Here is a 26,990-nt window from a genome sequence, read left to right as displayed (position 1 = left end):
AATATTAAGCTCAATATTATACAGTTTTTTGTAGTTTTATCTTTTTTCAACTCTATACAAAATGGCAGATCAAAAAAGACTTTTTTTAGTAGATGCTTACGCATTAATTTTTCGAGGATATTACGCTTTTATAAAAAACCCAAGAATCAATTCTAAAGGGTTAGATACTTCTGCAATAATGGGTTTTATGAACTCTTTATTAGATGTTATAAAACGTGAAAGACCAGATAAATTAGCGGTTTGTTTTGATAAAGGTGGTAGCGTAGATCGTGTAGAAATGTTCGAAGCTTACAAGGCTAATAGAGATGTTACACCAGAAGCTATAAAAGTAGCTGTGCCTTACATTTACGAAATCTTAAAAGCAATGCACATACCAATTATGGTAAAAGAAGGTTTTGAGGCAGATGATGTAATTGGTACACTTTCTAAACAAGCAGAAAAAGAAGGATTTAAAACCTTTATGGTTACTCCTGATAAGGATTTTGCACAACTCGTTTCTGAAAATATTTTTATGTACAAACCACGTTTTGGTGGTGGTTATGATATTTGGGGAGTGCCAGAAGTACAAGAAAAATTCGGAGTAGAAACTCCAGAGCAAGTCATCGATTTTTTAGGAATGATGGGAGATTCTGCAGATAACATACCTGGTTTACCTGGAGTTGGAGAAAAAACTGCCAAAAAATTCTTAGCACAATTTGGTTCTATGGAAGGCTTATTAGCCAACACAGATCAGCTAAAAGGTAAAATGAAAGAAAAAGTTGAAGCTAATGGAGAATTAGGATTACTGTCTAAAAAATTAGCAACAATTATGTTAGATGTTCCTGTAACTTTTGATGCTAAAGACTTTAATTTAGACGAACCTGATAAAGAAAAAGTAACTGAGCTTTTTAACGATTTAGAATTTAGAAATCTATTAACCAATTTTTTACGAACTTTTAATACTGAAACTACTACAAAAACTGTGGAAACAAGCGCAGTAGAAAAATCAAAAAAAACAGCAGTAAAAGCAGATGGTCAATTCGATTTATTTGCAGCTCCTGGTTCTGGAAGCGTTTCTGAAGAAGATGTTGCTTTAGGTTTTAAAACCATAGAAAACACGAGTCATTTTTATCAACATATAGATACTGCTTTTTCTAGAAAATTATTAATTCAGAAATTAATGGAACAAACTTCGGTTTGTTTTGATACTGAAACCACAGGTTTAAAAGCCTTAGAAGTTGAGTTAATAGGAATTGCTTTTTCTTACGAAGCAGGTAAAGGATATTATGTTTCTTTTCCTGAAGACCAAACAGAAACCAAAACTATTTTAGAAGAATTTAGACCGTTTTTTGAATCTGAAAATATTGAGAAAATTGGTCATAATTTAAAATATGATATTAAAGTTTTATCTAATTATAAAATGCCTGTAAAAGGTAAATTATTTGATACGATGATTGCTCATTATCTAATTAATCCTGATATGAGGCATAATATGGATGTTTTGGCTGAAACCTATTTAAATTATCAACCTGTTTCTATTACAGAATTGATTGGTAAAAAAGGGAAAAACCAACTTTCTATGCGAGTTGTACCTATTGCAGATCAAACAGAATATGCTGTAGAAGATGCAGATATTACCTATCAATTAAAACAACTTTTTACTACAGAATTGGCTTCTGGTAATGTTACTAATTTGTTTAATGATGTAGAATTACCTCTGGTTTCTGTGCTAACTGCTATGGAAATTGAAGGAATAAATATCAATACAGAATTTTTACAAGAACTTTCTGTTGCCTTAACTGATGATATTAATAGACTAGAAAAAAATATTTACGAACAAGCAGGTGAAGAATTCAATATTGCATCACCCAAACAATTGGGTATTATTTTGTTCGAAAAAATGCAGTTGGTGGATAAACCTAAAAAAACCAAAACAGGGCAATACAAAACAGGAGAAGACATTTTATCGTATTTAGCAAAAGACCATAAAATTATTCAAGATGTTTTAGAATATCGTCAATATAAAAAATTACAAAGTACTTATGTAGATGCTTTGCCTAATGAAATTAATCCAAAAACGGGTAGAATTCATACTGTATATGCACAAGCAGTTGCTGCCACTGGTAGATTGAGTTCTAACAACCCAAATTTACAAAACATACCCATTAGAACAGAAAGAGGTCGTGAAGTAAGAAAAGCGTTTATACCAAGAAGTCAAGAATATGTTTTATTAGCTGCAGATTATAGCCAAATAGAATTACGAATTATTGCTGCTTTAAGCGAAGAAGATAATATGATAAATGCCTTTAAAAATGGCGAAGATATTCACGCTTCTACTGCTGCAAAAGTTTTTAATGTTCCTTTGGATGAGGTTACACGCGAACAAAGAAGTAATGCAAAAACCGTAAACTTCGGAATTATTTATGGAGTTTCTGCTTTCGGTTTAAGCAACCAAACCAACTTATCTAGATCAGAAGCCAAAGAATTGATTGATACGTATTATGAAACGTATCCGAAGTTAAAAGCTTATATGTCTGCACAAGTAGATTTTGCAAGAGAAAATGGTTATGTAGAAACCGTTTTAAACAGACGTAGGTATTTAAAAGACATTAATTCTAGAAATGCAATGGTTAGATCTGGAGCTGAAAGAAATGCTGTAAATGCACCAATACAAGGTTCTGCTGCTGATATTATAAAACTAGCAATGATTAATATTTACAATCATTTTGAAAAAGAAGGTTTTAAATCTAAAATGTTATTGCAAGTGCATGATGAATTGGTTTTTGATGCGCATAAAGACGAACTAAAAACCATAGAGCCTATCATAAAACACGAAATGGAAAACGCTTTTAAAATGAGTGTTCCTTTGGATGTTGAAATTGGTTTGGGTTATAATTGGTTAGAGGCGCATTAGATTAAGTTTGAAATCATTTTTTTGTAATATGATAAACTATATTCAGCATTTGATAAGTCTTCAAATATACTTTTCCAATTATTAAAAATAAATAAGGAAAAATAATATTCGTAACTTTTTTTACTCAGACCAAAACTCTTTACAAAATCGTTACTATTACTAAAAACAGCTAATTGAAGGTTATCAACTTTAGTTGGAGTGAAAAAAGTAGAAAATATTGTTAACATATTGTAATTATTTTTTATCATAAATTTATTGAACTGAGCATTTAGAAATTCATCTTTTGTATATATTTCTAAAGTAGAATAAGCATTTTTATATCTAGAATCATCTGAAATACTATTTTTTAAAGCTAAACCATAATTTACTCTTTTTGCTGAAAGATTAAATAATAATTCGAAATTTTCAGGTTCAAACTCTTTAAGAATTAGAAGATATAAAGTTAAATATGTTTCAAATAAAGTACCCTTTTCATTAAAAATAATGTTTGGTAATTTATAGTCTAAATCACTATTTTCTTTTAGTCTTTCAATTATTAAATATTTATTTAAAATCTTTTTTACTCTCCTAGGATTTCTAAAATTAATTTCTGAGAAAAACTTATTTATATAGTCTGCTAAAGTATTGTTTTTGATTTCTGTTTTATTAGGAAAACACCTCTTAATTAATTTATAAACACTATATGTATTTGGCATAGAAAAAGAAATATCAAAAATCTTTTCTAAATATTCATTTGCTTTAACAACATCTCCGTATTTAGTTTTTACTGCTTCTCTAATTGCTTTTTTATCAATGCCACATAGAAAAACTGTTTTTTTACCATAAGTAAAAAAGAGCTTCATTGCAGAAAGTAGATTCAAAATGTTCTCTGGTTCACATCTATCTAAATCATCAATAAACACAATATTGTAATCTGGTGATTTAGGTTTTGTTGTAATTTTATCTTCCCAAGCTCTAAAGTCTGTTTTAAATTGCTCTTTTCTCTCTAAAAAAGATTCTTTGTTGATATTTTTATCAACTTCAGACATATTCAAATTTGCAATAGGTGTTTTTAGTGTAACAGCTTTTGAAAATCCATCTAATAGATTTTTCCCATTTTTAAGAAGTTTGTCAGTTTTTGAATCAGTTTTGCTAACTAAAAATTCTAATAATGATAGGGCTAAATTATTATCACTTTCAAACTCCCAAGATTCAAAGAAAAAAGTATTAAAAGAGCCTTTTAACTCTTTCTGTAAATACTTCATTAAAGTACTTTTTCCACTTCCCCAATCACCATAAATTGAGAATATTTTAATTTTAGAATACTCGTGTTTATTATTTAAAAAGAATGATTTTAGAAGTGTTCCTTTTTCTATGATTCCTATGTAATCATTTTCTGGAGTTAAATCTTCAATTGGTAAATTTGATAGCAGTTTAGACATTTTTCTTTTTTAGTAAAGTTACTAAAATTTAGAGCTTGATACTCATCAAGTATAGAAATTAAAGAACTCAACTAATAATATTATCTTTGATTTTAGAATTAAAAACAATGTCTGTAGAAAAAGCAAATTATCAAAATATACTTGAAGATTTAATTTTGATAATTAAAAAAACGCAAACGCAAGTAGTTGTTCAAGCCAATAGTTCTCTAACAATTATGTTTTGGCAAGTTGGGAAACGAATTAGATCTGAAATTTTAGAAAATAGTAGAGCCGAATATGGAAAACAGATTGTCGTTTCTTTGTCACGAGAATTAACAACTAGTTTTGGAACTAGTTTTAAAGAGAAAAATTTGCGAAGAATGATTCAGTTTTTCGAGAAATTTCCAGATTTTGAAAAAGTCGTTACATTGTCACGACATTTATCTTGGTCTCATTTTTTAGTATTAATTCCATTAAAAACATCAGAAGAAAGAAACTTCTATTCAAAAAATGTATTTGATAATTTAACAAGTGTTAGGGAATTAAGAAATCAAATATCAAAAAAAGTTTACGAAAGAACTGAAAAAGCAGATGTTCAAATTTATGAAAGTAAACAAATAGAAAAAGGAATTTTTAAAGACCCTTATTTACTTGATTTTTTAGGATTAAAAGACGGCTATTTAGAAAATGATTTGGAACATGCAATTTTAAAAGAATTAGAACTCTTTTTATTAGAGTTAGGAAACGGGTTTACTTTTGTTGAACGCCAAAAAAGAATGATAATTGATGATGATGACTATTATTTAGATTTATTATTCTATCACAGAAAATTACAAAGATTAGTTGCAATTGAACTTAAAATAGATAAGTTTAAAGCCAAATACAAAGGGCAAATGGAATTGTATTTAAAATGGCTAGAAAAACATGAAAAGCAAAAAGGAGAAAAATCACCAATTGGAATTATCTTATGTACAGAAGCAAGCAAAGAACAAATAGAACTTTTAGAAATGCATAAAGATGGTATTATGGTCGCAGAATATTGGACTGAAGTTTTACCAAAAAAGCAACTAGAGAAAAAATTGCATCAAGCTCTATTGAATGCTAGAGAAAAAATGGAGAGAAAAAACCTTGATGAATAAAGTAAACAAAAAATGAAACTAGATTACATAGAAAACTATAACGAACTTAATGAAAACTTGGTTCGTTTGTATAATTTTAATAAAGCAGAAGCTATAAAATTTAGAGACTTATTAATTGAAGTTGTTATTCTTAAAAAACAAAAGTTAGATTTAGCTCAAGTTGACTTTATTGAACCTAGAAATTGCAATTTAATTTTGGGTTTATTTAAAACTGACGAAGGAATTTTAACAAAAGACGATTATAATTTTTTCTGTATTTTAACGTTAAAAGGTTTTGAAAATATGATAAAATTGATAGAACCTTTTTGTAAAAGAGAATCTAGAGGATACCAATATTTGTATGATATAGACAATCCTACTGATTTGTTATTTTCACCCTCTGCTAGTTTGGTATAATATATAACTCATTCCTAATTTTGTTTGTTTCTAAAATTTAAAAAACGAACTTAGCTATCTGTAGATTTAACAGAATTAAAATTCTGCGTATGCAAATAGAAGTACCTTTTAAGCAGAAATAGTAAATTATAAAAAACCATTTCGAAATGAATATATTACCAACAAAACAAACAAAAAAGGTTCTAAAAGGTGAAACTCTTCTTAAGCCAGGTAAAATAGCAACTTATGGTTATTTCGTAAAAGTTGGATGTCTTAAAAGCTACACAATAGATAAAAAAGGTAAACAACATGTTTTACAATTTGCACCCGAAAACTGGATGATTTCTGATTTAGAAAGTTTTACACACAAAAAGCCTTCTATGATATGGATAGAGGCCATAGAAGATAGTGAAATATCATTAATTTCTAAATCGGATTTTAATGATATTTCTCGATTAGAAAAACCAGAACTCATAGAAATTGCTATAAAATTCAGAAATAATTTAATTGCCACTAATAAACGTATAATAGGTCTTTTAAGCGCAAACACAGAAGAACGTTATACTGATTTTACACTAACCTATCCTACACTTGTAAAACGCCTTCCGCTTAAACTAATAGCTTCCTATTTAGGTGTTACTCCAGAATACTTGAGCGAAATAAGACGTAAACTATCTAAAAAGTAGCTTTTAATTCATTTCTTAAGGTATCTTATTTTTATTCTTTTTGTTATAACTCAACTTTGTGGTCATAAGTTTTTAATTAGAAAAATATGACAACTCAAAAAACAAACAAAGTATTAAACATTGTATTATGGATAGCACAAGTATTAGTTGCATTAATGCTACTTTGGGGTGGTTATGCTAAATTAGCAACACCTTTAGAAGAACTTTCTAAAATGATGCCTTGGGCAGCAGAAAACCAATCATTACTTACATTTACAGGCATCATTGATGTATTAGGTGGTTTAGGCTTGTTATTACCCTCATTATTAAAAATAAAACCACAATTTACTGTTTATGCTGCTTATGGTACAATGACACTTATGGTTGCTGCTGCAATATTTCACATTTCAAGAGGAGAATATGAAGCTATAGCTATAAATATTATTATATTTCTTATCGCATTATTCGTTGCTTGGGGAAGAACTAAAAAAGCTCCTATTTTACCTAAAATATAAATACTATTAATGAATAACATCAAAGTATATTTTATGATTTATTTTAAGTATTCCATAAATATTAATTACTATGAATTAGTGAAGAGGAAACGTAAACTACGATATACTTATGCAAATACAAGAGAGTTTGCTGATAGATTGTTTATTAAAAGTCTTTACAATGATTCATATAGATTCCTTTTCTAATATAGCATTTACTTTTATATTATGACAGAAAAACCAAAATATCAAAAGAAATTTGCATCGTTTGGTGCTATACATTTAAATAATACAAGTCTAACTCGTTCAACCCATTTTTGGACCAAAATAGTAGGTATGAAACTTAGAGTAAGTAATGATTTATATGCTGAATTTGGTACCACTAAAAAAACACTAGTGGTCGTGCATCAAAGTGCCAAAACTCGATTTCTAAAAGGTTATAGTGGTTTATACCATTTTGCAATACATGTTCCAACCCAAATTGCTTTTGCAAATATGTTACAACGCTTACTTGTATACAATTATCCATATTCTCCTATAGATCATACAATGTCAAAATCTATATACTTAGAAGACCCTGATGGAATTACGATAGAACTTACCTTAGAGACACCTGAACGCTTTTTACGTGTAGTTTCAGATAGAAGTATTGCAATAGAAGATAGTTTTGGTAACATTAAAAGTGCTTCAGAATACCTTGATGTAAAATCGATTCTAAAAGATGTTACAGATACAGCAGCAAACTTACCAATAGATGAAAACGCTTATTTAGGACACTTACATCTTTACGCCAATAATCTAGAAAATTCTCATCTATTTTATAAAGATATTGGTTTTAACACTTTTAATTATTTGCATCAATTTATGTATGCGGATTTAGGAGCTGGTGGAGACTATAAACATAGAATTGCATTAAATTGTTGGCATGGAATTAATAAGCCTTTAGCACCTAATTCTAGTGCTGGTATGCGTCATTTTCATATTAAATTTAATAGTGAAGAAAGATTGAAAAACGCATTGAATAAACTTTCATCTTATGAGGAAAAAGGAGACAAATACTTGTGCAAAGACGCTACAGGAAATGTCTTGCTATTAAGTAAAGAAAAAGTCTAAGGGTATTAATAATATAAAAATTAAGGAAAAAATTACAAGAGAAAGGTTAGCATTTATTTGTAAAGTCTGCCATATTTTAACTTTTGTATTTTAGAACTTTATAAGTTTAAGCTTTTAAACTAAGTGTATAACCGAAGATAAACTTCGATAAATTACCTTATCAATAAACTAAATTTATATTATTTTTTTTACCATAAAAAAATGTGCCCAAGACTTAAATACTTTCTTTTTATTCTAATTGCATTTATCAATTGTAATTCTAATCGTTTGTTTATGAAACAATAATCTTCTTTTGCAGAAAACTTTAACAATCAAGAATCATTCAAAAAAAAAAATAGAAGAATACGCTACTTTTAAAATGAAATTAATTGATGTTGATGGTTTTTATTTGGTAAAGTGGTTCATCAACAATAACTTGGTTAAAACCCTACAAGCAGAAGTAAAGAGTAACATTAAATTTAGAGCACATTGTAGTTTAGAAAATTTACATTTTATGGGAGATTTACCAACATCCACAGAAAATAATGTGCTTTTTGATGCTTTTCAATATCAAGAAACATCAAAATAAAATACACAAAAAAAGGTAGATTTAAAATCTACCTTAGTTTAAAAACTTTTTCTTTTAAAGAGTTCAATTTATTATTGTTTTTCTTTTACAATTTTATCTAACTTTTTAATTTCTTCATTGTACTCCTCAATAGCAGCATCAATTTTCCCTTTTTTAATTTCTTCGTTAAACTCTTCAATTGCTTCTTCGTGAATTTTTATATATTGATTTACAGTTTCGTCTAACTCTTCTTTTAAATCATCAAATTTTTCTGAAAGCTCTTCTAAATTCTCTTTCATTTCATCTCCAGAGGCATCTTGGTCTTCTATAAGTTCTAAATATTCATCTTGAATATCTTCTACATCTTCCATAACTTCTTCAGTTTTTAACCAAGTAGGAATTGTATTTCCTAAGTTTGCAATTCTATAATTCATATTCTGAATTCTTTCTCTAGTTGTAACAAAATCAACTTTTCTTAAGTTAGTTAATTCGTAGTTTACAACTGTATAATCTGCCCAATCATTAAAACCAGCTATTCCTCTAGCATCTAAGTCATATACAATTGGTGTTTCTTTTTCTTTCATTTTATAGGTACGTGTTTTTACCTCATCTTCAGCCAAATCACTTTCCATTTCCACGTCTAAATTATCTTTATCCTTATTTATAACTTCTGCAATTTCTTCTTTGCCTTCCTCCATTATATTGTTGTTATTTTTCTTTGGATTATCACAAGAAATCAACATAAAGTTAGATAATGTTAAAACGATAGCTGCTACCCTTACTGAATTCATATTCATAATTTTCATAATATTTTCTATTTTAAGTTCGATACAAAACTAAAGGATAACAGAACACAACTTTAACGCAAATAATGTAATTCTTTGCTCTTTAGATATTTTAGCTACAGTAACTTTAATAAGTAGTATTTTATAACGAAACAACCTATCTTTGACAATTATTCGTATAAAATTGAAACATTTCCATCATTTTAAAACTAATATTTCAGAAATTAAACTTCCAGAAAAGTTTACATTTCCTTTCTATTACGAACCACATTTATTGGCAAAAATTGCTGTAGATGAAATTCAGGTGTATTTAGAAAATCAAACTGATTTTACCCACAATTTTGGTTTAGATGATAAAAATTCTGAAAATGCTATTGGTAAAATGTTTGGAGTTTTAGTAGTTAAAGATGATAAAAACCAATTGGGTTATTTAGCTGCTTTTTCTGGTAAATTAGATGATAACAGTTTACCAAAAACATTTGTACCACCTGTTTTTAATATGAGGACAGAAGGTAGTTTTTACACAAAAGGAGAATCTGAAATAGAGGAAATAAATGCTCAATTAGGCTTTTTACTAAAAGATAAAAATTACTTAACCCTTAAAAATCAGCATAAAAAACTTGTTTTAAATATTGAAACAGATTTAGAACTGCAAAGAAAAAAAATGAAACTTTCTAAAGCTGATAGAAAAGCCAGAAAGCAAAAAGGAATTTCAGTTTTAAACGATGTTGAGTTTAAAAAACTTACTCAAATACTGCAACAAGAAAGTTATAACGATCAGTTTTTCTACAAAGAATTACAAGAATATTACAATGCTAAAATTGATAAAATAGCCAAAGAACTCAATATTTTTCAAGATAAAATTGATGCTCTAAAAATCCGAAGAAAAGAAAAATCGAATTATTTACAGCAAACTTTATTTAGCAAATACGCTTTTTTAAATCAGCAAAAAGAACTAAAAAGTTTGTTAGATATTTTTGATGAACCAACAGTAAAACCACCTGCAGGTTCTGGAGAATGTGCTGCTCCTAAATTATTACAATACGCTTTTGCAAATGACTTACAACCCATTTGTATGGCAGAATTCTGGTGGGGGATTTCGCCAAACTCAGCCATTAGAAAACACAAAAACTATTATCCTGCTTGCCAAAGCAGATGCAAACCTATTTTAGGACACATGCTAAAAGGTATTAAAATGGATGATAATTTGTTGTTAGAAAGCCTATCAAAAAAAGAACAGTTAAAAATTGTTTTTGAGGACGATGTTTTAATTGTTGTAAATAAACCTTCAGAATTTTTATCAGTTCCAGGTAAGGAAATTAAAGACTCTGTATATACAAGAATCAAAGAGCAATACCCAACAGCTACTGGACCTTTAATTGTGCATCGTTTAGATATGTCTACTTCTGGTATTTTAGTGCTTACCAAAACTAAAGAAGCCAATAAAATTTTGCAAAGTCAGTTTATAAATAGAACAGTAAAAAAACGTTATGTTGCTTTATTAGACGGACTTTTATCAGAAAAAAAAGGAACAATTAAACTTCCTTTACGTGTAGATTTAGATGACAGACCTAAACAGTTGGTTGATTTTAAATATGGCAAAAATGCAGAAACAAATTGGGAAATCATCAACATAGAAAATGGTAAAACTCGTGTCTATTTTTATCCTATTACTGGCAGAACTCATCAATTAAGAATACATGCTGCGCATAAAAACGGATTAAACACGCCTATTTTGGGTGATGATTTATATGGTAAAAAAACAAACAGATTGCATTTACACGCTGAATTTATTGAATTTTTGCATCCATCAACTCAGAAAAAAATGAGTTTTAAGGTTGATGCTGATTTTTAAATTAAAAAAGCATTTTTATATGTAATTTTGTATCCGAAAATTATGAGCATTATTTCTAAAGACATACAAAAAGCAATTGCACTTTTAGCCAACGAAGAATTGGTTGCAATACCAACTGAAACCGTTTATGGTTTAGCAGGTAATATCTTTAGTGAAAAAGCCATAAAAAGTATTTTCGAAACTAAAAAACGTCCTTTTTTTAATCCTTTAATTGTTCATATTCCTTCTGCTGATCAATTAGAAACTATTGTTTCTGAAGTACCTGAAAAAGCAAAGATTTTGGCAGATAAATTCTGGCCAGGATCTATGACATTGGTTTTAAAAAAGCACGAATCAATTCCTGATTTAATTACTGCTGGTAAAAATACAGTTGCTGTTAGAGTACCAAATCACGCAACAACAATAAGCCTTTTAGAGCAATTACCTTTTCCTTTGGCTGCACCAAGTGCAAATCCGTTTAACAACATTAGTCCTACAAAACCAGAACACGTAGAACGTTATTTTAAAAATGATATTAAAATGGTTTTAGATGGTGGCACTTGTAAAAACGGAATTGAATCTACCATTATTGGTTTTGAGAATAATGAACCTATTATTTACAGATTAGGTGCTTTGGCTTTAGAAGAAATTGAAGCTGTTGTTGGTAGAGTTGAAATCAAAAATAAAAAGGAAGTAAACCCAGATGCTCCAGGAATGTTAGACAAACATTATTCGCCTTTAACCACGACTATTTTAACGACTTCTATTGTTAATGAAATTAAACAACATCAACATAAAAAAATTGGTGTGTTAACATTCAATTCTTCTTTTAAAAGTGATAAAATTAGTGCTGAAATTATTTTATCAACTACATCAAATTTAGAAGAAGCTGCAGCAAAATTATATGATGCTTTACATCAATTAGACCATCAAAATTTAGATGTAATTCTGGTAGAAAAAATGCCAGATTTCGGTTTAGGAAAATCGATGAACGATCGTTTGCAAAGAGCATCTTTTAAATAAACACCTTAGATTTTTTTCAGTTCGTCTTATTTCAATTTTGTATTAAAATTGTATCAAGAACAAGTTTTTGAATTCTAATTCTTAATACAATATCCAAAGCATTTCAAGCATAAAATTCTCTCGTATTTATACGACTTTATTTATGTTTTTCCTCTTTTAATAAAGAGAATAAAAAAGATCTAAAGATCGATAACAAAATGCTAAAAAAGAGTGCTGCCCAAAATCCAGAAACTTTAAAACCGTCTATTAAACTGTCTGCCAATAAAATAATACAAGCATTTATTACAAAAATAAATAGCCCAAAAGTTACAATAGTTGCAGGTAATGTAAAAAAGATTAAAAGTGGCCTAACAATCATATTTAAAATTGCAATTACAACAGCTACAATAATTGCAGAAAGATAACCTGTTACAGCAACTCCAGGTAAAATATTAGCCAAAATAATTACAGCTAAAGCCGTTAATAAAATTTTTAAAAAAGTTTTCATAAGTATAAATTTAACCTACTGATTGCCAAAATTGTACCAATTTTAAAATCGGAAGTTTTGGCAGATTTTGTAAGTAAGTTAAAAAAACCTACTTCTTCTGCAATTCAGAAGCTTTCTTTTCTAACTCTGCCTGAAACTCTTCCATAACAGGTTTTACAGTGCTTTCTGGTATGTCTGCCACTTTAATATACATTAAACCATCAACTGCATTGTTAAATTTTGGGTCTACGTTAAACGCTACTAAACGTGCGTTTTGTTTTACATATTTTTTAATTAAAACCGGAATTCGAAGTGCACCAGGTTCAATTTCATCAATAATTTTATCAAACTTTTGCATATCTGCTTTTGTAGCATCAAACACAAAATCTTTATCACCATCTTTTAATTTTACCTTGTATTCTTTTTTCGGATAAATGTATTGTGCAATATAAGGATCGTAATAATGAGATTTCATAAACTCAATCATTAGCGATTTAGAAAAGTCAGAAAATTGATTGCTAATAGAAACACCACCCATTAAATATTTATGCTCTGGATAACGTAAAGTAACGTGCACAATTCCTTTCCATAATAAAAACAATGGCATAGGTTTTTGTTGGTATTCGCCAATGATAAAAGCACGTCCCATTTCTATGGTATTTTCCATCATTTGATGCAGTTCTGGCTCAATTCTAAACAGAGTTTGTACATAAAAACCATTAATACCATATTTTTTATAGATTTCGTTTCCTAATCCCATTCTATATGCACCAGCCAAACAATTTGCTTCTCTATCCCATAAAAACATATGGTAATAGTATTTATCATATTTATCTAAATCTATAGCTTTATTGGTTCCTTCACCAACATCTCTGAACGTAATTTCTCGTAATCTACCAATTTCGTGTAATAAATTAGGAATATCTTTTGCATTAGCAAAAAAGACTTCGTAATTTTTACTTTCTAATAATCTACCATTATTTTCTCTTAAAGCATCAACCTCTTTAATAAATGAATCTACACTTTTTTGAGGTGTAATTTTCTTGACAGATTTCTTAATTTTAATTTTTTCTGTTGATAAAATCTTACTTTTCTTATCATAAGGATTTGCCAACATATAAGTCTTCTTTCGAATAAATTCGGAAAAAGTAGGTATGTCTTTAAATTCATTTTGATCTCTAACTGCAATGGGTTTTCCTATCCTAACTTTTACTAATTTATCATCTTGAGAAACCGCTTCTGATGGTAATTTAGCAGTTCTTAAAGTGCCCGATATTTTAGATAAAAAATAGAAAAAACGACTATTTTTAGCGTGAAAATAAATAGGAATTACTGGTACTTGTGCTTTTTTTATTAAACGTACAGCACCTTCTTCCCAAGGTTTATCTACTTTTAATTTGCCTTCTGTATATGTAGAAACTTCACCTGCAGGAAAAATACCCAAAGGTTTACCTTCTTTTAAATGCAACAAAGCACTTTTAATACCTGCAACACTAGATTTTGCATCCTTTCTATCCTCAAAAGGATTTACAGGCATTACATAAGGTTTTAATGGCTCTATTCTATGCAGTAAAAAGTTGGCAATTATTTTATAATCTTTTCTTTTTTCAGTTAAAAGTTTTAGTAACAAAATACCATCTATACCTCCTAAAGGATGATTAGAAATAGTTATAAAAGGACCATCTTTTGGAATTCTTTTTAAATCTTCTTCTGGTATTTCGAATTGAACATTACAGTCTTCTAAAACCGAGTTTAAAAACTCTAAATCAGATTTATTTTTATTTTTATCATAAATCTTATTTACTTTAGATATCCTTAATACCTTTATAAGTAACCAACCTATAAATTCACCAACAAAACCAAGTTTCTGTAAACCAATTACTTGCGATATTTCTTTAGAAGTTACTAATGCCATAAAGTTTAGTTAGAACTAAATGCAAACATAGTAAAAAAAACGAAGTTCTAATTTGTTTTAATTAGGATTAACAACTATTTGTGATGTTTCTTTATTAACCTGTGTTAGCAGAGATTTTCCTTTGCTTTCTATCAATTCTATTGCATTATCATCAAAATGACGAACTGTATATAAATCGACTCCTTTTTGCACTTCTATCTTAAATTGATTTTTTAATTCCTCGTAAAAAGCATCGAATTTATTAAACTTATTATCAATACAAACAGAAAAACTAATGGCTGAGTTCTGAATTAAATTTACTTTCAATTGATAATCGTGTAATTTTTGAAAGATAAAACTAATGTTATTTTCTACCATAAAAGAGAAATCTAAAGCAGAAATAGATACTAAAACCTGATCTTTCTTAACAATAAAACAAGGTATATAAGGTACCAATCTTGTACCTTTACTAACCTTTGTTCCTGTTTCTTTAGGGTTTACAAAAGAACGAACCAATAACGGAATTTCTTTTCTTTCTAACGGTTGTAAGGTTTTTGGGTGAATTACAGAAGCTCCATAAAAAGCCATTTCTATTGCTTCTTCGTAAGAAATTTGCTCTAATAAAGTAGTATCAGAAAAAACTCTTGGATCTGCATTTAAAACTCCAGGAACATCTTTCCAAATAGTTACGCTTTCTGCACTTAAACAATAAGCAAAAATACCTGCTGTATAATCTGAACCTTCTCTACCTAAAGTAGTTGTATTTTCAGTATCGTTAGCAGCAATAAAACCTTGAGTAATATTTATTTTAGAGGCATCTACTTTTTTAGTAATTAGCTCTTCTGTTAATTGCCAATCAACTTTTGCATCTCTATAATTAGAATCGGTTTTTACATAATTTCTAACATCGAACCAAACATTTTCTTGCCCTAATTTTTCCAAATAAGCACTTACAATTCTTGTTGATAACAATTCACCAAAACAAATAATTTGATCGTAAACATAATTAAATCTTTGAGATGTATTTCTGGCCAAGAACCAACCTAATTCACCAAAAAGCACATCTATTTCTTTGTAAACCTCATCACTTTTATCAAATAAAGAACTCATAATATTTTTATGATATTCTTCTATAAAATTCAGTTTATTAGGTAAATCTTCTTTCTTGTTATAATAAGAATCAATTACATCTTCAAAAGCGTTTGTCATTTTTCCCATTGCAGAAATTACAACTAAGGTATCTTTAGCACCTTCGTTTTTTATGATACTTGCAACGTTTTTTACACTCTCTGCATCTTTTACAGACGCACCACCAAACTTAAAAATCTTCATCTTAATTATTTTCTATAAATTTTGCTAAATTCTCTTTATTCATCTGCACTACAGACCAATCGTTTAAATAAGTTGCACCTGTACTTTTATAAAATTCAATAGCATTTGTGTTCCAATCGATTACCTCCCAAGCAACTCTGTTAAAGTTATTATCGTAAGCGTATTTTAAAACAGCTGTATATAAGGCCTTCCCTGCTCCTATTTTTTGTTTTTCTTTGGTAACAATTAAGTCTTCTAAATGAATTGTTCTTCCTTTCCAAGTAGAAAAACGTTCATAAAAAAGTGCAATTCCTATAATTTTATTTTCTTGTTCTGCTACAAAAACCTTAAACTTTGGGTGTTTAGAAAATCCATCACTAATTAAATCTTCTACAGTAATCTCTACAGCTTCTGGCTCTTTTTCAAAAACTGCTAATTCCGTAATTAAATCTAATACAGACTGCATATCTCTTTCTTCTCCTAACCTTATATTGAAACTCATTTTTTAAAAATTTTGCTCAAAGATACTTGATTTTGTAATCGCTAAAAATTAATGATGATTTTTGACAATAAAAGTTATTTTGTTCAATTTTTTAAAGATTCTTGAAAACACTCAAATTCTGACAAAAATATATTTCGAAAACGTTGTAGTAAAATAAAAAAGTTTGGATATTTGTTAAATATTTAAATATCAACTATAATAATGGCAAAAAAAAATCAAACTTTAGGAGAATTTATCATTGAAAATCAGAACGATTTTAAGTATTCATCAGGAGAATTATCTCGATTACTAAATTCATTAAGATTAGCAGGGAAGGTTGTAAATCACGAAGTAAATAAAGCCGGTCTTGTAGACATCACTGGAGCTGCTGGAGACACTAATATTCAGGGTGAAGATCAACAAAAGTTGGATGTTTATGCCAATGAAATTTTTATTCAAACACTTACAGACAGAAACATTGTTTGTGGAATTGCTAGTGAAGAAGAAGACGATTTTATCATTATTAACAGTAAAGATGAAAACCATCAAAACAAATATGTTGTATTAATGGACCCTTTAGATGGTTCATCTAATATAGATGTTAATGTTTCTGTAGGAACTATTTTCTCTATTTTCAGAAGGGTTACTCCTGTTGGAACACCTGTTGAATTACAAGATTTTTTACAAACTGGAGACAAACAAGTTGCTGCTGGTTATATTGTTTATGGTACTTCTACAATGTTGGTTTATACTACAGGAAATGGTGTAAATGGTTTTACATTAAATCCTGCTTTAGGAAGTTGGTATTTATCACATCCTGATATGAAATTTCCTGATGATGGAAAAATTTATTCAGTAAACGAAGGGAATTATTTAGATTTTCCTGCCGGAATTAAAATGTATATTAAGTATTGCCAAGCTGAAGAAGGAGACAGACCTTACACTAGTAGATATATTGGTTCTTTAGTTTCTGATTTTCATAGAAATATGATAAAAGGAGGGATTTATATGTACCCAAAAGGATCTAAAAATCCGAAGGGAAAATTACGTTTGTTGTATGAATGTAGTCCTATGGCTTTTTTAGCAGAACAGGCTGGTGGTTTGGCTTCTGATGGATATAATAGAATTATGGAAATAGAACCAACAGAGCTACACCAAAGAGTTCCTTTTGTTTGTGGCAGTAAAAATATGGTTAAAAAAGTACATAAGTTTATGCAAACATTTGGCGAATAAATGTTTTTTATACTGCAATAAATTATCAAATCGTAAACTTCTTGTAAAACCATCTATTTATAGTTAAGTTTGTACAACAAAAATTAATTTAATCAATTTAATATAAAGAATTATGGCTTTTGAATTACCAGAATTAGGATATGCTTACGATGCATTAGAACCAAATATTGATGCTAGAACAATGGAAATACACCATACAAAACATCATAATGGATATACAACAAAATTAAACGCAGCAATTGAAGGAACTGATTTAGAAGGAAAATCTATCGAAGATATTTTAACTAACTTAGATATGAGTAATGGTGCTGTTAGAAATAATGGTGGTGGATTTTACAACCACTCTTTATTTTGGTCTGTTATGAATCCTGAAGGTAAAGGTTATTTATCTGGTGAATTAAAAGATGCAATTGAAGCTGCTTTTGGTTCTAAAGAAGCTTTTATAGATGCTTTTTCTAAAGCTGCAGCAACTCAGTTTGGTTCTGGTTGGGCTTGGTTATGTGTGCTTCCAGGTGGTAAAGTAGAAGTTTGTTCTACTCCAAACCAAGACAATCCATTAATGCCAGGTGTAACTTGTGGAGGAACTCCTATTTTAGGATTAGATGTTTGGGAACATGCATACTACTTAAATTACCAAAACAGAAGACCAGATTATATTGATGCTTTCTTTAAAGTTATCAACTGGAATGAAGTTGAAAAAAGATATGCTGAAGCTAAGTAATTAGATTCTCTATTATATTAAAAAAGCATCCAGAAATGGATGCTTTTTTTATTGTAATTATTTTTTTCTATTGTTTAATAATTTTTTTAGCAAAAGTATTTACATCCGTTTTTATTTGAATAACATACATTCCTTTTGATAAATTAGATATGTTAATTTGTTTTTTTTCATCACCTTTTAATAAAGTTTTTAAAACTTCTTTACCTAATAAATTATAAATTTTCACTTCTTTTATTTGTTGATTATCAACTTTTAAATTTAGAAAATTAGCGGCTGGATTTGGGTACAAACTTATTTCTTCTTTAGCATTATTGTCTTCAACAGACAAACTTACTCCTTGATTTGATATATAAATAGAGCCAATGGTTGCTAAAAGAAGTTTATCATTAGAAGCCAATATTTGATTATAAGGCACACCTTTATCACCTCCATTAAAACCATACCCTTTTACAGAATCTAGTCCATCTGCATAAGAACTCCAAGTTAAACCATTGTCTTTAGATTCTAATACTGTACCTCCTTTATAAGCATTGTCTTTGTGTGCTCTATACAAAAACCCTAAGTTTCCTTGCACAGGTTCATCCCATCTATTATCAAAACTTATATTTGGTTTATTTGGCCCAGTCCATTGTGTTAAATCAGTAGAAAAATAGAAACCAGTTGCAGCTCCTGTTCCATAATTGGCAAATGTCCAGATACCTCCATTACCTTTAAAGAAATTATTTTGAAATGCTGAAGGTGGTGTTCCTTTTGTCCAAGTTTCAGCATAATCATCTGAATAAAAAACTTCTCCAGGTACAATTGCATATATTCTTTTTAGGCTAGCATCAAACCACATAGACATATCGTTTAAATTATCATAAGGTGCATTTGTTATTTGAGTAAAATTTATTCCATCTGCAGATTTGTATAAGCCATATAAATTACTAAGACAATAAATGTTTCCGTTATCATCTTCAAACATACTTTTCATATTCCACACACTACTAACGTCTGCATTTACAGAAATCATTGTATCATCTGCTTCATTTTTTACAAATACTCCATTCCAAGTACCACTTTTGTAACTTGCAGTATATACTTTTCCGTTTTTAGCAACGTATGTATTTCCTGCCAAAGCTCCTGCTCCTTTTAGTTGTTTCCAAGTTGTTCCATAATCATCTGTATAATGTACATAGCCATCTAAACAAGCTGCAATACGTGTACCATTATAAGAAACCCCTTTAACATTTGCATAATCTAATCCTTGTGTTTTTAACGCTTTTGTTTCATTTTCTACCTCTAATTCTACAATAGCATTCTCTTTAATATTTGTACCAAAAACTTTTCCTTTTGATGTTATTACTACTTTTTCTGGAAAACTACCAGACTCGAACATACTACTCTTGTTCATAAAAGTTGTACCACCATCAGAAGAATACAAAAACATCCACGAACCATGAATAATAACTATATTATTATTTGCAATAACTTTATCTACACCATACAATTTACTTGAATTTACTTTAGACCAAGTTGCTCCATCATCTGTAGATTTCATTAAATCTTTAGCGTTGCTAGAACCCCATAAAGCATAAAAAACACCTGTTTCTCTGTCTAAACACAATCCATTATCTTTATCTGTATAAGTTATTGGAGCTCCCATTGCTGAAAAAGTTTCTCCTTTATCTGTAGATTTGTATAAGTTTTTATCTGAGCCTAAATAAAATACGTCATCGTTTTTCTTAGCCATTAACTCACCTTTCACATTTGCTTTTAAATAAACATTTGTAACATTGTTATTTTTATTGAAAGTTTCTCCATTATCTGTAGAGATTGATAAATAGTGTTTTGAATTCCAAATAGTTGTACCTTCTTTTACAATACTTAAAATTTTACCACTACTTAATTCTATCATTGCTGTTGAGCTACCAACATTGTCTTGTTGATCTGAAGTAGCGCCATTGTATTTAATAATTCCATCTCCTGCAACCCAAATATTACCACTATTGGTAGCAAGTAATATATTTTCTCCCTCCATATTTCTATCTAAAAGAGTCCAAGTTTCTGCATTATCATCACTCTTAAATATACCTTGAGCAGTTAATGTTATTAAATTACCGTTAACATCTTCATATAAATCTTTTACAGCTTTACCTGTTTCTGGCAACGTTAATTTGGTCCAAGTTTGTGCATTTGTAGATATTGATAACAAACAAGTAATTATAAGTAAAGTAATTTTTTTCATAATATTTATTTTTAAATACTAATTCTTATTTTAAACTTTTCATTGCAAGTGTTTTATGATCTGATTTATAAAAAAAATTTCCTTTATTATGGTTAATTGCATATAAAGGATCTCTATCTCCTATAACTATTTTCTCTATAATTTCGCCTGTTTTTTTATTCACTTTTGCTACACCAAAACCTTTCGCATCTGCATCTTTAAATTTTGTACTGATATAAATAATATCTCCTTTTGTTTCTGAAGCAGAACCACCAGATTTCATTACAGCTGGTGTATATTTATGATAAGTGTAAGTACCAGAAGTTGAATTTTGAGAATTAATATTTTGACTATTTGCAGTTGCTGCAACAGCAACAGTTGCTAAAACTAAATTTTGAGTAATAGCCAAAAGACTAGAACCAGGCGCTTTTAAATATGTGTGGTGCACTTTTTCTCCTGTATTTTTATTAAAAGCCGCTACGTTTTGAGACGCAGAAAGAATAATTAAATCATCAACTATTTCTAAGCTCTGGAAACTTTCTTTTCCAGAAAATTTAATTTTCTCCGTTAGTACTTTTGTGCTTTTATTAGCAACATCAATTTTAATGATGCTTCCTTTAGAAATAGCAAAAAAATCATGATTATCTTGTAAAAGAATACTTTCTATAGCATTTTTAATTTTAATTGGTTTTTTCCACACTAAATTTCCTGTTGCTTTATCTAATAATTGCAACCCTTTAGGTGTTAATACTAAAACTCCTTCTTTAGTAACAAACATACTTAGTACTTTGCCAGTTTTACCTCCTTTTTTAGGATTCCATTTTGGAGTTCCAGAATTAACATCTAGAGCTATTAGTTGAGATTTAAATGGAAAATAAAGAGTATTTGTTTCTTCATCTAATTTCATTGCAGAAAAACCATTAGAAAGCGTACTAGATTTTGCGTCTTTCATTTTATATGGTTTCCAATTAAAACGCCAAATATCTTTACCCGTAGTTAAATCTACATTTGCTAAATGAGATAAACCTAAATGAACAATTGCGCTGTTTTTCCCTGTATACAAAAGTGGTTGAGCCCCTCTAAAAGACCAAGTTAAACTAGCCATTTTATCAACAGCAATATCACTTTTTATTTCATTTCTGCCCCAACCATATTGCAAAGTATTTGTATCTAAACTCCACGTATTTATACCTCTAGTACCTTTTAATGTCCATAACTGATTTGTACCATGTATAACTCTTACACCAATAATATTATCTCCTTTTTTACCAGAATTTGCATATTCTTTACCTGTATTTGCATTTAAAACTCTATTTCTAGATAACATTCCTTTATCACTTATAAATACTAATTCTGTACCCGATAAAATTTGAACTCTTTCTTCTTCTACTTTTCTTAGTTTTTCATTTTCCCAAAGTATTTCTCCCTTATCATTAACTCCATAAAGCGCATCATTTGTTCCTACAATTGCTATACCTGCATCAGACATTTTTACTAGATTAATTTTTCCAGGAAAATCTTTAGTCCATTCTTGACCTATAGTTATGTTTGCATAAAATGCAAAAACCATTAATAATAAAACTGCTTTTTTCATTTTTGATTTATTTTTAGATATAAAACAACATCCATTGCTCAATGGTTAATTCATCCTAAAAAAAGAATATGAGATGGATAGTGTTATGTATTTTATAATTTTTTAGGATACAGTAAATTAACAATCCAAAAGTAGTTTCGAAAAGAAAGAAAGTAAATAGAGTATTTTACGTATTTAACTAAGGTATTTACCTTATTTTTAAGAAGCAAGTCCGTTTTGAAAAGCAAAACGTATTAAAGACGCCACATTATTAATGTTTAATTTTCTCATAATATTAGTTCTGTGAGTATCTACAGTTCTATGACTAATAAAGAGTTTTTCGCCAACTTGAGCGTTAGTTAATCCTTGAGAAATGTATTTTATAACTTCTTTTTCTCTTGATGTAAGTTCTTCTAAAAGAGGTGATTTTTTTGAATATTGATGAAAAGATTTTGACTTATCATCAGAAATTAAAGCTTTTGTAACATCTGAATTAAAGTATTCTTTACCTTGATAAATGTTTTTTATAGCCAGCAATAACTCATCACTTGGTATTGTTTTTAACATATACCCTTTTACACCAATTTCTAGCAAACTTTTTATAATTGATGATTCTTGTAGCATAGAAAGTATAGCAACTTTAATATGTTTGTGGTTTTTTACAATTTCTTTTGCACATTCTACACCATCCATTATTGGCATATTTATATCTAACAAAGCAACATCTACTAAATGTTTTTCTATGTAACCTATAGCTTCTGCTCCATTATTTACAGTTGCAACTACATTAAAATCTACTAAGTTTTCGAACGTATTTTTAATACCTTCTGCTATTAAAGGATGATCGTCTGCAATTAAAATTTTAATAGGCATTTTCTAGCGGAATTTTTATAGTTACTAAAGTACCACTTTTAGGGCTTGGGGCATAATTAACCTCTCCTTTTACCAAATCTAATCTGCTAGAAATATTAAGTAAACCAATTCCTTTTTTACTTTCTTTAGATGAAAAACCCACTCCATTATCTTCTACAATTAAAATAGCTGTATTATTAGTATTAAATAATTGCACACTAACTTCATCTGCTTTACTATGTTTTATAATATTGTTAATAAGCTCTTGAATTATTCTATAAATTGTAACTTCTATTTTTTGTGGTAATCTTTCTTCAATATTAAAATGCTCTAAACTAAATTTTATATTTGATAAAGCTAAACTACCTTCTAGCAAATCGTTTAAAGCAGGTATAATACCTAATTCTTTTAATGTTCTTGGCATCATTTGATGTGAGATATTTCTTAAATCTTGGTTTGAGTTTTCTAAACTTTCTAGTAATTCTTGAGACTCTTTAGATCGTAATAAATCCATCTTGGAAAGCATATTTCTAGATTTTAAAATAACACTCCCTATTTGTTGTACAACTCCATCATGCAATTCTCTTGCAATTTTACTACGCTCTTCTTCTTGTGCATCTATAATAGCTTTTAAACCGCGTTCTTTTTGAGCTAAAATTTCTTCCTGATTTTTTCTTTTATTTCTTTGGCTAATATTAAAAAATAACATGATTGCCAATGCTAAACCACCTATTAAAATATAAACCCAGGTTATGGTTTTAGATAAAGCCAATTCTGTTTCTGCTTTTTCTGTTCTAGTTTCTAAAAGTTCTTTCTCCTTTTTTTCTGTTTGATATTTAGTTTCTAACTCTAAAATAGCTTTTGTTTTTTCTTGCTCAAAAACAGAATCTTTCTTTATATCATAAGTTATAAGGTTATTATACGCTTCTTTAAAACTATTTAAATTACCTTGATTTTTAGATAATAACTTTAAAACCGTTAATTCCTTTTCTTTAAATTTATTTTTTTTTATAATAATTAATGCTTCTTTTAATTCTTTTATAGCAAAATGTAAATTATTAGTTTTTGTATAGTTCTTAGCTAAATTTATTTTTGCATCCGAAAGTTCAAAAAGTGCATTTTGATTTTCAAATTCAATAATTATTGAATTATATATTTTTCTAGCCTCCAAGTATTCTTCTAAACCATCTTTTGCAATTGCAATATTATGATCCATAAAAGGCAGATAAACTTCATAAGATAATTCTTTAAATCCCTTCTTAGCTTCTAAAGAGTTTATTATTGCTTGTTTATAATCTTTCAATTCTAAATAAACACTTGCTATGTTACCCGTTGTTATTACTGTGCCAAGTTTATGATTGTTGTCTTTATATATTTTTATTGCTTTGGTATAAAATTCTAAAACTTTTTTATAGTTTTTCTGTTTTTTATAAACAATTCCAATATTTACAAGTACCATAGGTACTTTATTAAAAGTAACATTTGTACTTTCATAAACTTCTAGAGCTTTAAAATAGTTTTGTAATGATTTTAAGTATTCTCCTCTTAAATCATAAATAATTCCAAAATTATTATACGTATCTGCAATACCAATAGTATCCTTTATTTTAGTTTTTATTTGTAAACTTCTTTTATGACAATACAAAGCACTATCTAACAAAGATTTAGATTCATATATTGTTCCTAAATTATTATACGCTAATGCAGTAAATTTATCATTTTTAATTGCAACAGCACCTTCTAAAGATTTCTTCGCAAATATTAAGGAACTATCAATATCTATTCTTTTATATAAACCAGATATTTTATCTAAAGATTTTATTAATGAAGTGTCTCTAAGAAATTTTACCTCCTGTTTAAGACTATCAATTTTTTTTCTAATATTTTGCGATTCTAATGCGAAAATTGTAAAAAAAAGGAAGAAAATTGCAATTTTTACTTTCATAGCTTTTAATTTTAACAAAAATGAAAAAAATTAACAGCTTTACAAAAAGTTAGTAATGTTTTATGTATCAATAAGTAACAAAAAAAAGACTTCTAAAATATAGAAGCCTTTTATCAATTAAAAATTAAATATCATTTTAATATGCTCTTTCGTCATTACCTTCATAGAAATTAATAAAAGCCTGATTTACAACTCTCATTCCTCCAGGAGTAGGGTAATCTCCTGTAAAATACCAATCTCCTAAATTATCTGGACAAGCTTTGTGCAAGCCTTCTATAGTTTGATAAATAACTTCTACCTCTGCATTAATATCTTCTGTTTTTAACATTTCAGCAATTTTAGAAGAAATTTCTTCTGGTGTAAATGAACTATAAATTTCTTTAACGTGATTTACAATTTGGTCATCGTTTTTAGATTGTTGTGCTTTACATTTTTTATAAACATCATCTACAATATGATATTTATTATGATCTTTTAACAAAGCCAAAGCAGCTTTAAAAGCAATAAATGCTTCAATTCTTGCCATATCAATTCCGTAACAATCTGGGTAACGAATTTGCGGAGCAGAAGAAACCACTACAATTTTCTTAGGGTTTAAACGATCTAAAATTCTAATAATACTCTTTTTAAGTGTTGTACCACGAACAATACTATCGTCTATAATTACCAAATTATCTGTAGGTTTTACAACACCATAAGTAATATCGTAAACGTGTTCTACTAAATCATCACGTGAATTATCATCAGCAATAAAAGTTCTTAATTTGGCATCTTTTATGGCAATTTTCTCAAAACGTGGTCTTTCTGATAAAATTTCTGTTACTTTTTCTGCGGATAAATTTTTACCTCCAGCTAAAATCTTTGCTGTTTTTTGTTCGTTTAACAAATCTTCTGCAGCTTCTGTCATTCCATAAAAGGAAGTTTCTGCTGTATTTGGAATAAACGAAAATACAGTATTAGAAACATCAGAATCTATAGCTTTTAAGATTTTAGGAAAAACATATTTCCCTAAATTTTTACGTTCTTCATAAATAGAAGCATCACTACCTCTAGAAAAATAAATACGCTCAAAAGAACAAGATTTCTTTTCTCTAGGTTCTAAAACTTTCTTTATAGAAACTTTACCACTTTTTTTAATAATTAATGCATGACCTCTTTCTAATTCTTGTACTTTATCGATCTTAACATTAAACACAGTTTGTATTACTGGTCTTTCTGATGCTACAACAACAACCTCATCATCTTCATAAAAATAAGTAGGTCTTATTCCATTTGGATCTCTTAAAACAAAAGCATCTCCATGCCCCACTAAACCAGCCATTGCATAACCACCATCCCAGTTTTTAGAAGATCTTTTTAATACTTTTCTTAGTTTTAAATTTTCTTCTATATAAGGTGATGCGTCTCTTTTATTAAAACCTTTTTTCTTGGCTTCTTGGTATAATTTACCAACTTCATCTTCTAAGAAATGACCAATTTTTTCCATTACAGTTACAGTATCTGTAAACTCTTTTGGATGCTGACCTAATTCTATTAACTCTTCTAATATTTGATTAGAATTTGTCATATTAAAATTACCAGCCACAATTAAATTTTTGTGTTTCCAGTTACTTTGGCGTAAAAATGGATGTACACTTTCTATAGAATTTTTACCAAAAGTTCCATAACGAACGTGCCCTAAGAAAAGATTACCAACGTAAGGCATATTTTCTTCTTGCCACTTTACATCATCTTTCTTATCTGGATTTTTTTCTAAAACACCATTAATACGATCATTAATTTGCGCAAAAATATCTTGAATAGGTTGCGTTTTGTTAGAACGAACTCTACTAATATATCTGGTTCCTGGAGTTATATTAAACTTAACACTTGCAAAACCAGCACCATCTTGGCCACGATTGTGTTGCTTTTCCATTAACAAATACATTTTATTAATTCCGTAAAAAGCAGAACCGTATTTGTCTTTATAAAACTGTAAAGGCTTCTTTAATCGAACAAGTGCAATTCCACATTCGTGTTTAATAGCATCACTCATTAGTT

Annotated in this window: 22 protein-coding genes; 11 read left to right on the top strand and 11 right to left on the bottom strand. The window is 28.7% G+C overall.

Going from position 1 to position 26,990, the window contains the following annotated elements; translation table 11 throughout:
* The first annotated feature begins 61 nt into the window (after window positions 1–61).
* Window positions 62–2,893 carry a DNA polymerase I gene (gene polA / locus BW723_RS06970; protein WP_068356981.1) on the top strand — a complete coding sequence of 944 codons (2,832 nt, stop codon included), beginning with the start codon at window positions 62–64 and terminating at the stop codon, window positions 2,891–2,893.
* On the opposite strand, the gene BW723_RS06965 is transcribed toward polA, so the two are convergent.
* Complete coding sequence (locus tag BW723_RS06965; protein ID WP_068356983.1) at window positions 2,890–4,314, bottom strand: KAP family P-loop NTPase fold protein; 1,425 nt, start codon at window positions 4,312–4,314, stop codon at window positions 2,890–2,892. The genes polA and BW723_RS06965 overlap by 4 nt on opposite strands.
* A gap of 107 nt (window positions 4,315–4,421) precedes the next feature.
* Between BW723_RS06965 and BW723_RS06960 the strand changes: the two genes are divergently transcribed.
* The 6 genes from BW723_RS06960 (at window position 4,422) to BW723_RS06935 (ending at window position 8,647) form a co-directional block, all read left to right on the top strand.
* Window positions 4,422–5,432, top strand: coding sequence for a PDDEXK nuclease domain-containing protein (locus BW723_RS06960; RefSeq protein WP_068356986.1), 1,011 nt, complete (start codon window positions 4,422–4,424; stop codon window positions 5,430–5,432).
* Window positions 5,433–5,444: 12 nt separating this feature from the next.
* Window positions 5,445–5,828, top strand: coding sequence for a hypothetical protein (locus BW723_RS06955; RefSeq protein WP_068356989.1), 384 nt, complete (start codon window positions 5,445–5,447; stop codon window positions 5,826–5,828).
* A 146-nt stretch (window positions 5,829–5,974) separates the two neighbouring features.
* A complete protein-coding gene (locus BW723_RS06950) occupies window positions 5,975–6,493 on the top strand; it encodes a Crp/Fnr family transcriptional regulator (RefSeq protein ID WP_083139573.1) in 519 nt (172 codons plus the stop codon).
* Between the two features lie 86 nt (window positions 6,494–6,579).
* Window positions 6,580–6,987 (top strand): DoxX family protein, encoded by a 408-nt coding sequence (locus BW723_RS06945; protein WP_068356995.1) that lies wholly within the window; start codon window positions 6,580–6,582, stop codon window positions 6,985–6,987.
* A 207-nt stretch (window positions 6,988–7,194) separates the two neighbouring features.
* Entirely contained in the window at window positions 7,195–8,079 is an 885-nt protein-coding gene (locus BW723_RS06940; RefSeq protein ID WP_068356998.1) for a VOC family protein, read from the top strand.
* 358 nt (window positions 8,080–8,437) lie between these two features.
* Window positions 8,438–8,647, top strand: coding sequence for a hypothetical protein (locus BW723_RS06935; RefSeq protein ID WP_139059055.1), 210 nt, complete (start codon window positions 8,438–8,440; stop codon window positions 8,645–8,647).
* A 71-nt stretch (window positions 8,648–8,718) separates the two neighbouring features.
* On the opposite strand, the gene BW723_RS06930 is transcribed toward BW723_RS06935, so the two are convergent.
* Complete coding sequence (locus tag BW723_RS06930; RefSeq protein ID WP_139059056.1) at window positions 8,719–9,417, bottom strand: hypothetical protein; 699 nt, start codon at window positions 9,415–9,417, stop codon at window positions 8,719–8,721.
* A gap of 178 nt (window positions 9,418–9,595) precedes the next feature.
* Here BW723_RS06930 and BW723_RS06925 point away from each other — a divergent pair, with 178 nt between their 5' ends.
* Window positions 9,596–11,266, top strand: a complete 1,671-nt coding sequence (locus BW723_RS06925; RefSeq protein ID WP_068357008.1) for an RluA family pseudouridine synthase — start codon at window positions 9,596–9,598, stop codon at window positions 11,264–11,266.
* Between the two features lie 42 nt (window positions 11,267–11,308).
* Window positions 11,309–12,268 (top strand): L-threonylcarbamoyladenylate synthase, encoded by a 960-nt coding sequence (locus tag BW723_RS06920; protein ID WP_068357010.1) that lies wholly within the window; start codon window positions 11,309–11,311, stop codon window positions 12,266–12,268.
* Window positions 12,269–12,404: 136 nt separating this feature from the next.
* Here BW723_RS06920 and BW723_RS06915 read toward each other — a convergent pair whose 3' ends face one another.
* The 4 genes from BW723_RS06915 to BW723_RS06900 all read right to left on the bottom strand — a co-directional run bounded on the left by BW723_RS06915 (window position 12,405) and on the right by BW723_RS06900 (window position 16,441).
* On the bottom strand, window positions 12,405–12,755 hold the full coding sequence (locus BW723_RS06915; RefSeq protein WP_068357012.1) for a phage holin family protein: 351 nt from the start codon (window positions 12,753–12,755) through the stop codon (window positions 12,405–12,407).
* Window positions 12,756–12,843: 88 nt separating this feature from the next.
* Window positions 12,844–14,649, bottom strand: a complete 1,806-nt coding sequence (locus tag BW723_RS06910) for a GNAT family N-acyltransferase (protein WP_068357016.1) — start codon at window positions 14,647–14,649, stop codon at window positions 12,844–12,846.
* A 57-nt stretch (window positions 14,650–14,706) separates the two neighbouring features.
* Entirely contained in the window at window positions 14,707–15,960 is a 1,254-nt protein-coding gene (locus tag BW723_RS06905; RefSeq protein ID WP_068357021.1) for an aspartate kinase, read from the bottom strand.
* 1 nt (window position 15,961) lies between these two features.
* A complete protein-coding gene (locus BW723_RS06900) occupies window positions 15,962–16,441 on the bottom strand; it encodes a GNAT family N-acetyltransferase (protein WP_068357024.1) in 480 nt (159 codons plus the stop codon).
* A gap of 201 nt (window positions 16,442–16,642) precedes the next feature.
* On the opposite strand from BW723_RS06900, the gene fbp reads away from it, so the two are divergent.
* A complete protein-coding gene (gene fbp / locus BW723_RS06895; protein WP_068357026.1) occupies window positions 16,643–17,653 on the top strand; it encodes a class 1 fructose-bisphosphatase in 1,011 nt (336 codons plus the stop codon).
* A 112-nt stretch (window positions 17,654–17,765) separates the two neighbouring features.
* Window positions 17,766–18,374, top strand: coding sequence for a superoxide dismutase (locus tag BW723_RS06890; RefSeq protein ID WP_068357028.1), 609 nt, complete (start codon window positions 17,766–17,768; stop codon window positions 18,372–18,374).
* A gap of 67 nt (window positions 18,375–18,441) precedes the next feature.
* On the opposite strand, the gene BW723_RS06885 is transcribed toward BW723_RS06890, so the two are convergent.
* The 5 genes from BW723_RS06885 to BW723_RS06865 all read right to left on the bottom strand — a co-directional run bounded on the left by BW723_RS06885 (window position 18,442) and on the right by BW723_RS06865 (window position 26,985).
* Window positions 18,442–20,601, bottom strand: a complete 2,160-nt coding sequence (locus BW723_RS06885) for a T9SS type A sorting domain-containing protein (protein WP_068357031.1) — start codon at window positions 20,599–20,601, stop codon at window positions 18,442–18,444.
* 25 nt (window positions 20,602–20,626) lie between these two features.
* Entirely contained in the window at window positions 20,627–22,174 is a 1,548-nt protein-coding gene (locus tag BW723_RS06880) for an outer membrane protein assembly factor BamB family protein (RefSeq protein WP_068357034.1), read from the bottom strand.
* A 198-nt stretch (window positions 22,175–22,372) separates the two neighbouring features.
* The gene (locus BW723_RS06875; protein ID WP_068357038.1) at window positions 22,373–23,026 is read right to left on the bottom strand and encodes a response regulator transcription factor; all 654 of its coding nucleotides are present in this window, start codon (window positions 23,024–23,026) and stop codon (window positions 22,373–22,375) included.
* Window positions 23,016–24,950, bottom strand: a complete 1,935-nt coding sequence (locus BW723_RS06870) for a tetratricopeptide repeat-containing sensor histidine kinase (protein ID WP_139059057.1) — start codon at window positions 24,948–24,950, stop codon at window positions 23,016–23,018. Before BW723_RS06870 ends, BW723_RS06875 begins: the two co-directional genes overlap by 11 nt.
* A 136-nt stretch (window positions 24,951–25,086) precedes the next feature.
* A complete protein-coding gene (locus BW723_RS06865; protein WP_068357044.1) occupies window positions 25,087–26,985 on the bottom strand; it encodes an amidophosphoribosyltransferase in 1,899 nt (632 codons plus the stop codon).
* Window positions 26,986–26,990 lie beyond the last annotated feature (5 nt).

This window comes from Polaribacter reichenbachii (assembly GCF_001975665.1).
In the GTDB taxonomy this organism is placed as follows: Bacteria; Bacteroidota; Bacteroidia; order Flavobacteriales; family Flavobacteriaceae; genus Polaribacter; species Polaribacter reichenbachii.
This window is presented reverse-complemented; position numbering and strand designations above follow the sequence as displayed.

Bases quoted from the DNA above. Each gene is read 5' to 3' on its own strand.
- BW723_RS06955 (WP_068356989.1), top strand. From the start codon at position 5,445: ATGAAACTAGATTACATAGAAAACTATAACGAACTTAATGAAAACTTG.
- BW723_RS06930 (WP_139059056.1), bottom strand. From the start codon at position 9,417: ATGAATTCAGTAAGGGTAGCAGCTATCGTTTTAACATTATCTAACTTT.
- BW723_RS06965 (WP_068356983.1), bottom strand. From the start codon at position 4,314: ATGTCTAAACTGCTATCAAATTTACCAATTGAAGATTTAACTCCAGAA.
- BW723_RS06905 (WP_068357021.1), bottom strand. From the start codon at position 15,960: ATGAAGATTTTTAAGTTTGGTGGTGCGTCTGTAAAAGATGCAGAGAGT.
- polA (WP_068356981.1), top strand. From the start codon at position 62: ATGGCAGATCAAAAAAGACTTTTTTTAGTAGATGCTTACGCATTAATT.
- fbp (WP_068357026.1), top strand. From the start codon at position 16,643: ATGGCAAAAAAAAATCAAACTTTAGGAGAATTTATCATTGAAAATCAG.
- BW723_RS06950 (WP_083139573.1), top strand. From the start codon at position 5,975: ATGAATATATTACCAACAAAACAAACAAAAAAGGTTCTAAAAGGTGAA.
- BW723_RS06935 (WP_139059055.1), top strand. From the start codon at position 8,438: ATGAAATTAATTGATGTTGATGGTTTTTATTTGGTAAAGTGGTTCATC.
- BW723_RS06865 (WP_068357044.1), bottom strand. From the start codon at position 26,985: ATGAGTGATGCTATTAAACACGAATGTGGAATTGCACTTGTTCGATTA.
- BW723_RS06960 (WP_068356986.1), top strand. From the start codon at position 4,422: ATGTCTGTAGAAAAAGCAAATTATCAAAATATACTTGAAGATTTAATT.
- BW723_RS06945 (WP_068356995.1), top strand. From the start codon at position 6,580: ATGACAACTCAAAAAACAAACAAAGTATTAAACATTGTATTATGGATA.
- BW723_RS06885 (WP_068357031.1), bottom strand. From the start codon at position 20,601: ATGAAAAAAATTACTTTACTTATAATTACTTGTTTGTTATCAATATCT.
- BW723_RS06870 (WP_139059057.1), bottom strand. From the start codon at position 24,950: ATGAAAGTAAAAATTGCAATTTTCTTCCTTTTTTTTACAATTTTCGCA.
- BW723_RS06910 (WP_068357016.1), bottom strand. From the start codon at position 14,649: ATGGCATTAGTAACTTCTAAAGAAATATCGCAAGTAATTGGTTTACAG.
- BW723_RS06940 (WP_068356998.1), top strand. From the start codon at position 7,195: ATGACAGAAAAACCAAAATATCAAAAGAAATTTGCATCGTTTGGTGCT.
- BW723_RS06920 (WP_068357010.1), top strand. From the start codon at position 11,309: ATGAGCATTATTTCTAAAGACATACAAAAAGCAATTGCACTTTTAGCC.
- BW723_RS06890 (WP_068357028.1), top strand. From the start codon at position 17,766: ATGGCTTTTGAATTACCAGAATTAGGATATGCTTACGATGCATTAGAA.
- BW723_RS06880 (WP_068357034.1), bottom strand. From the start codon at position 22,174: ATGAAAAAAGCAGTTTTATTATTAATGGTTTTTGCATTTTATGCAAAC.
- BW723_RS06915 (WP_068357012.1), bottom strand. From the start codon at position 12,755: ATGAAAACTTTTTTAAAAATTTTATTAACGGCTTTAGCTGTAATTATT.
- BW723_RS06875 (WP_068357038.1), bottom strand. From the start codon at position 23,026: ATGCCTATTAAAATTTTAATTGCAGACGATCATCCTTTAATAGCAGAA.
- BW723_RS06900 (WP_068357024.1), bottom strand. From the start codon at position 16,441: ATGAGTTTCAATATAAGGTTAGGAGAAGAAAGAGATATGCAGTCTGTA.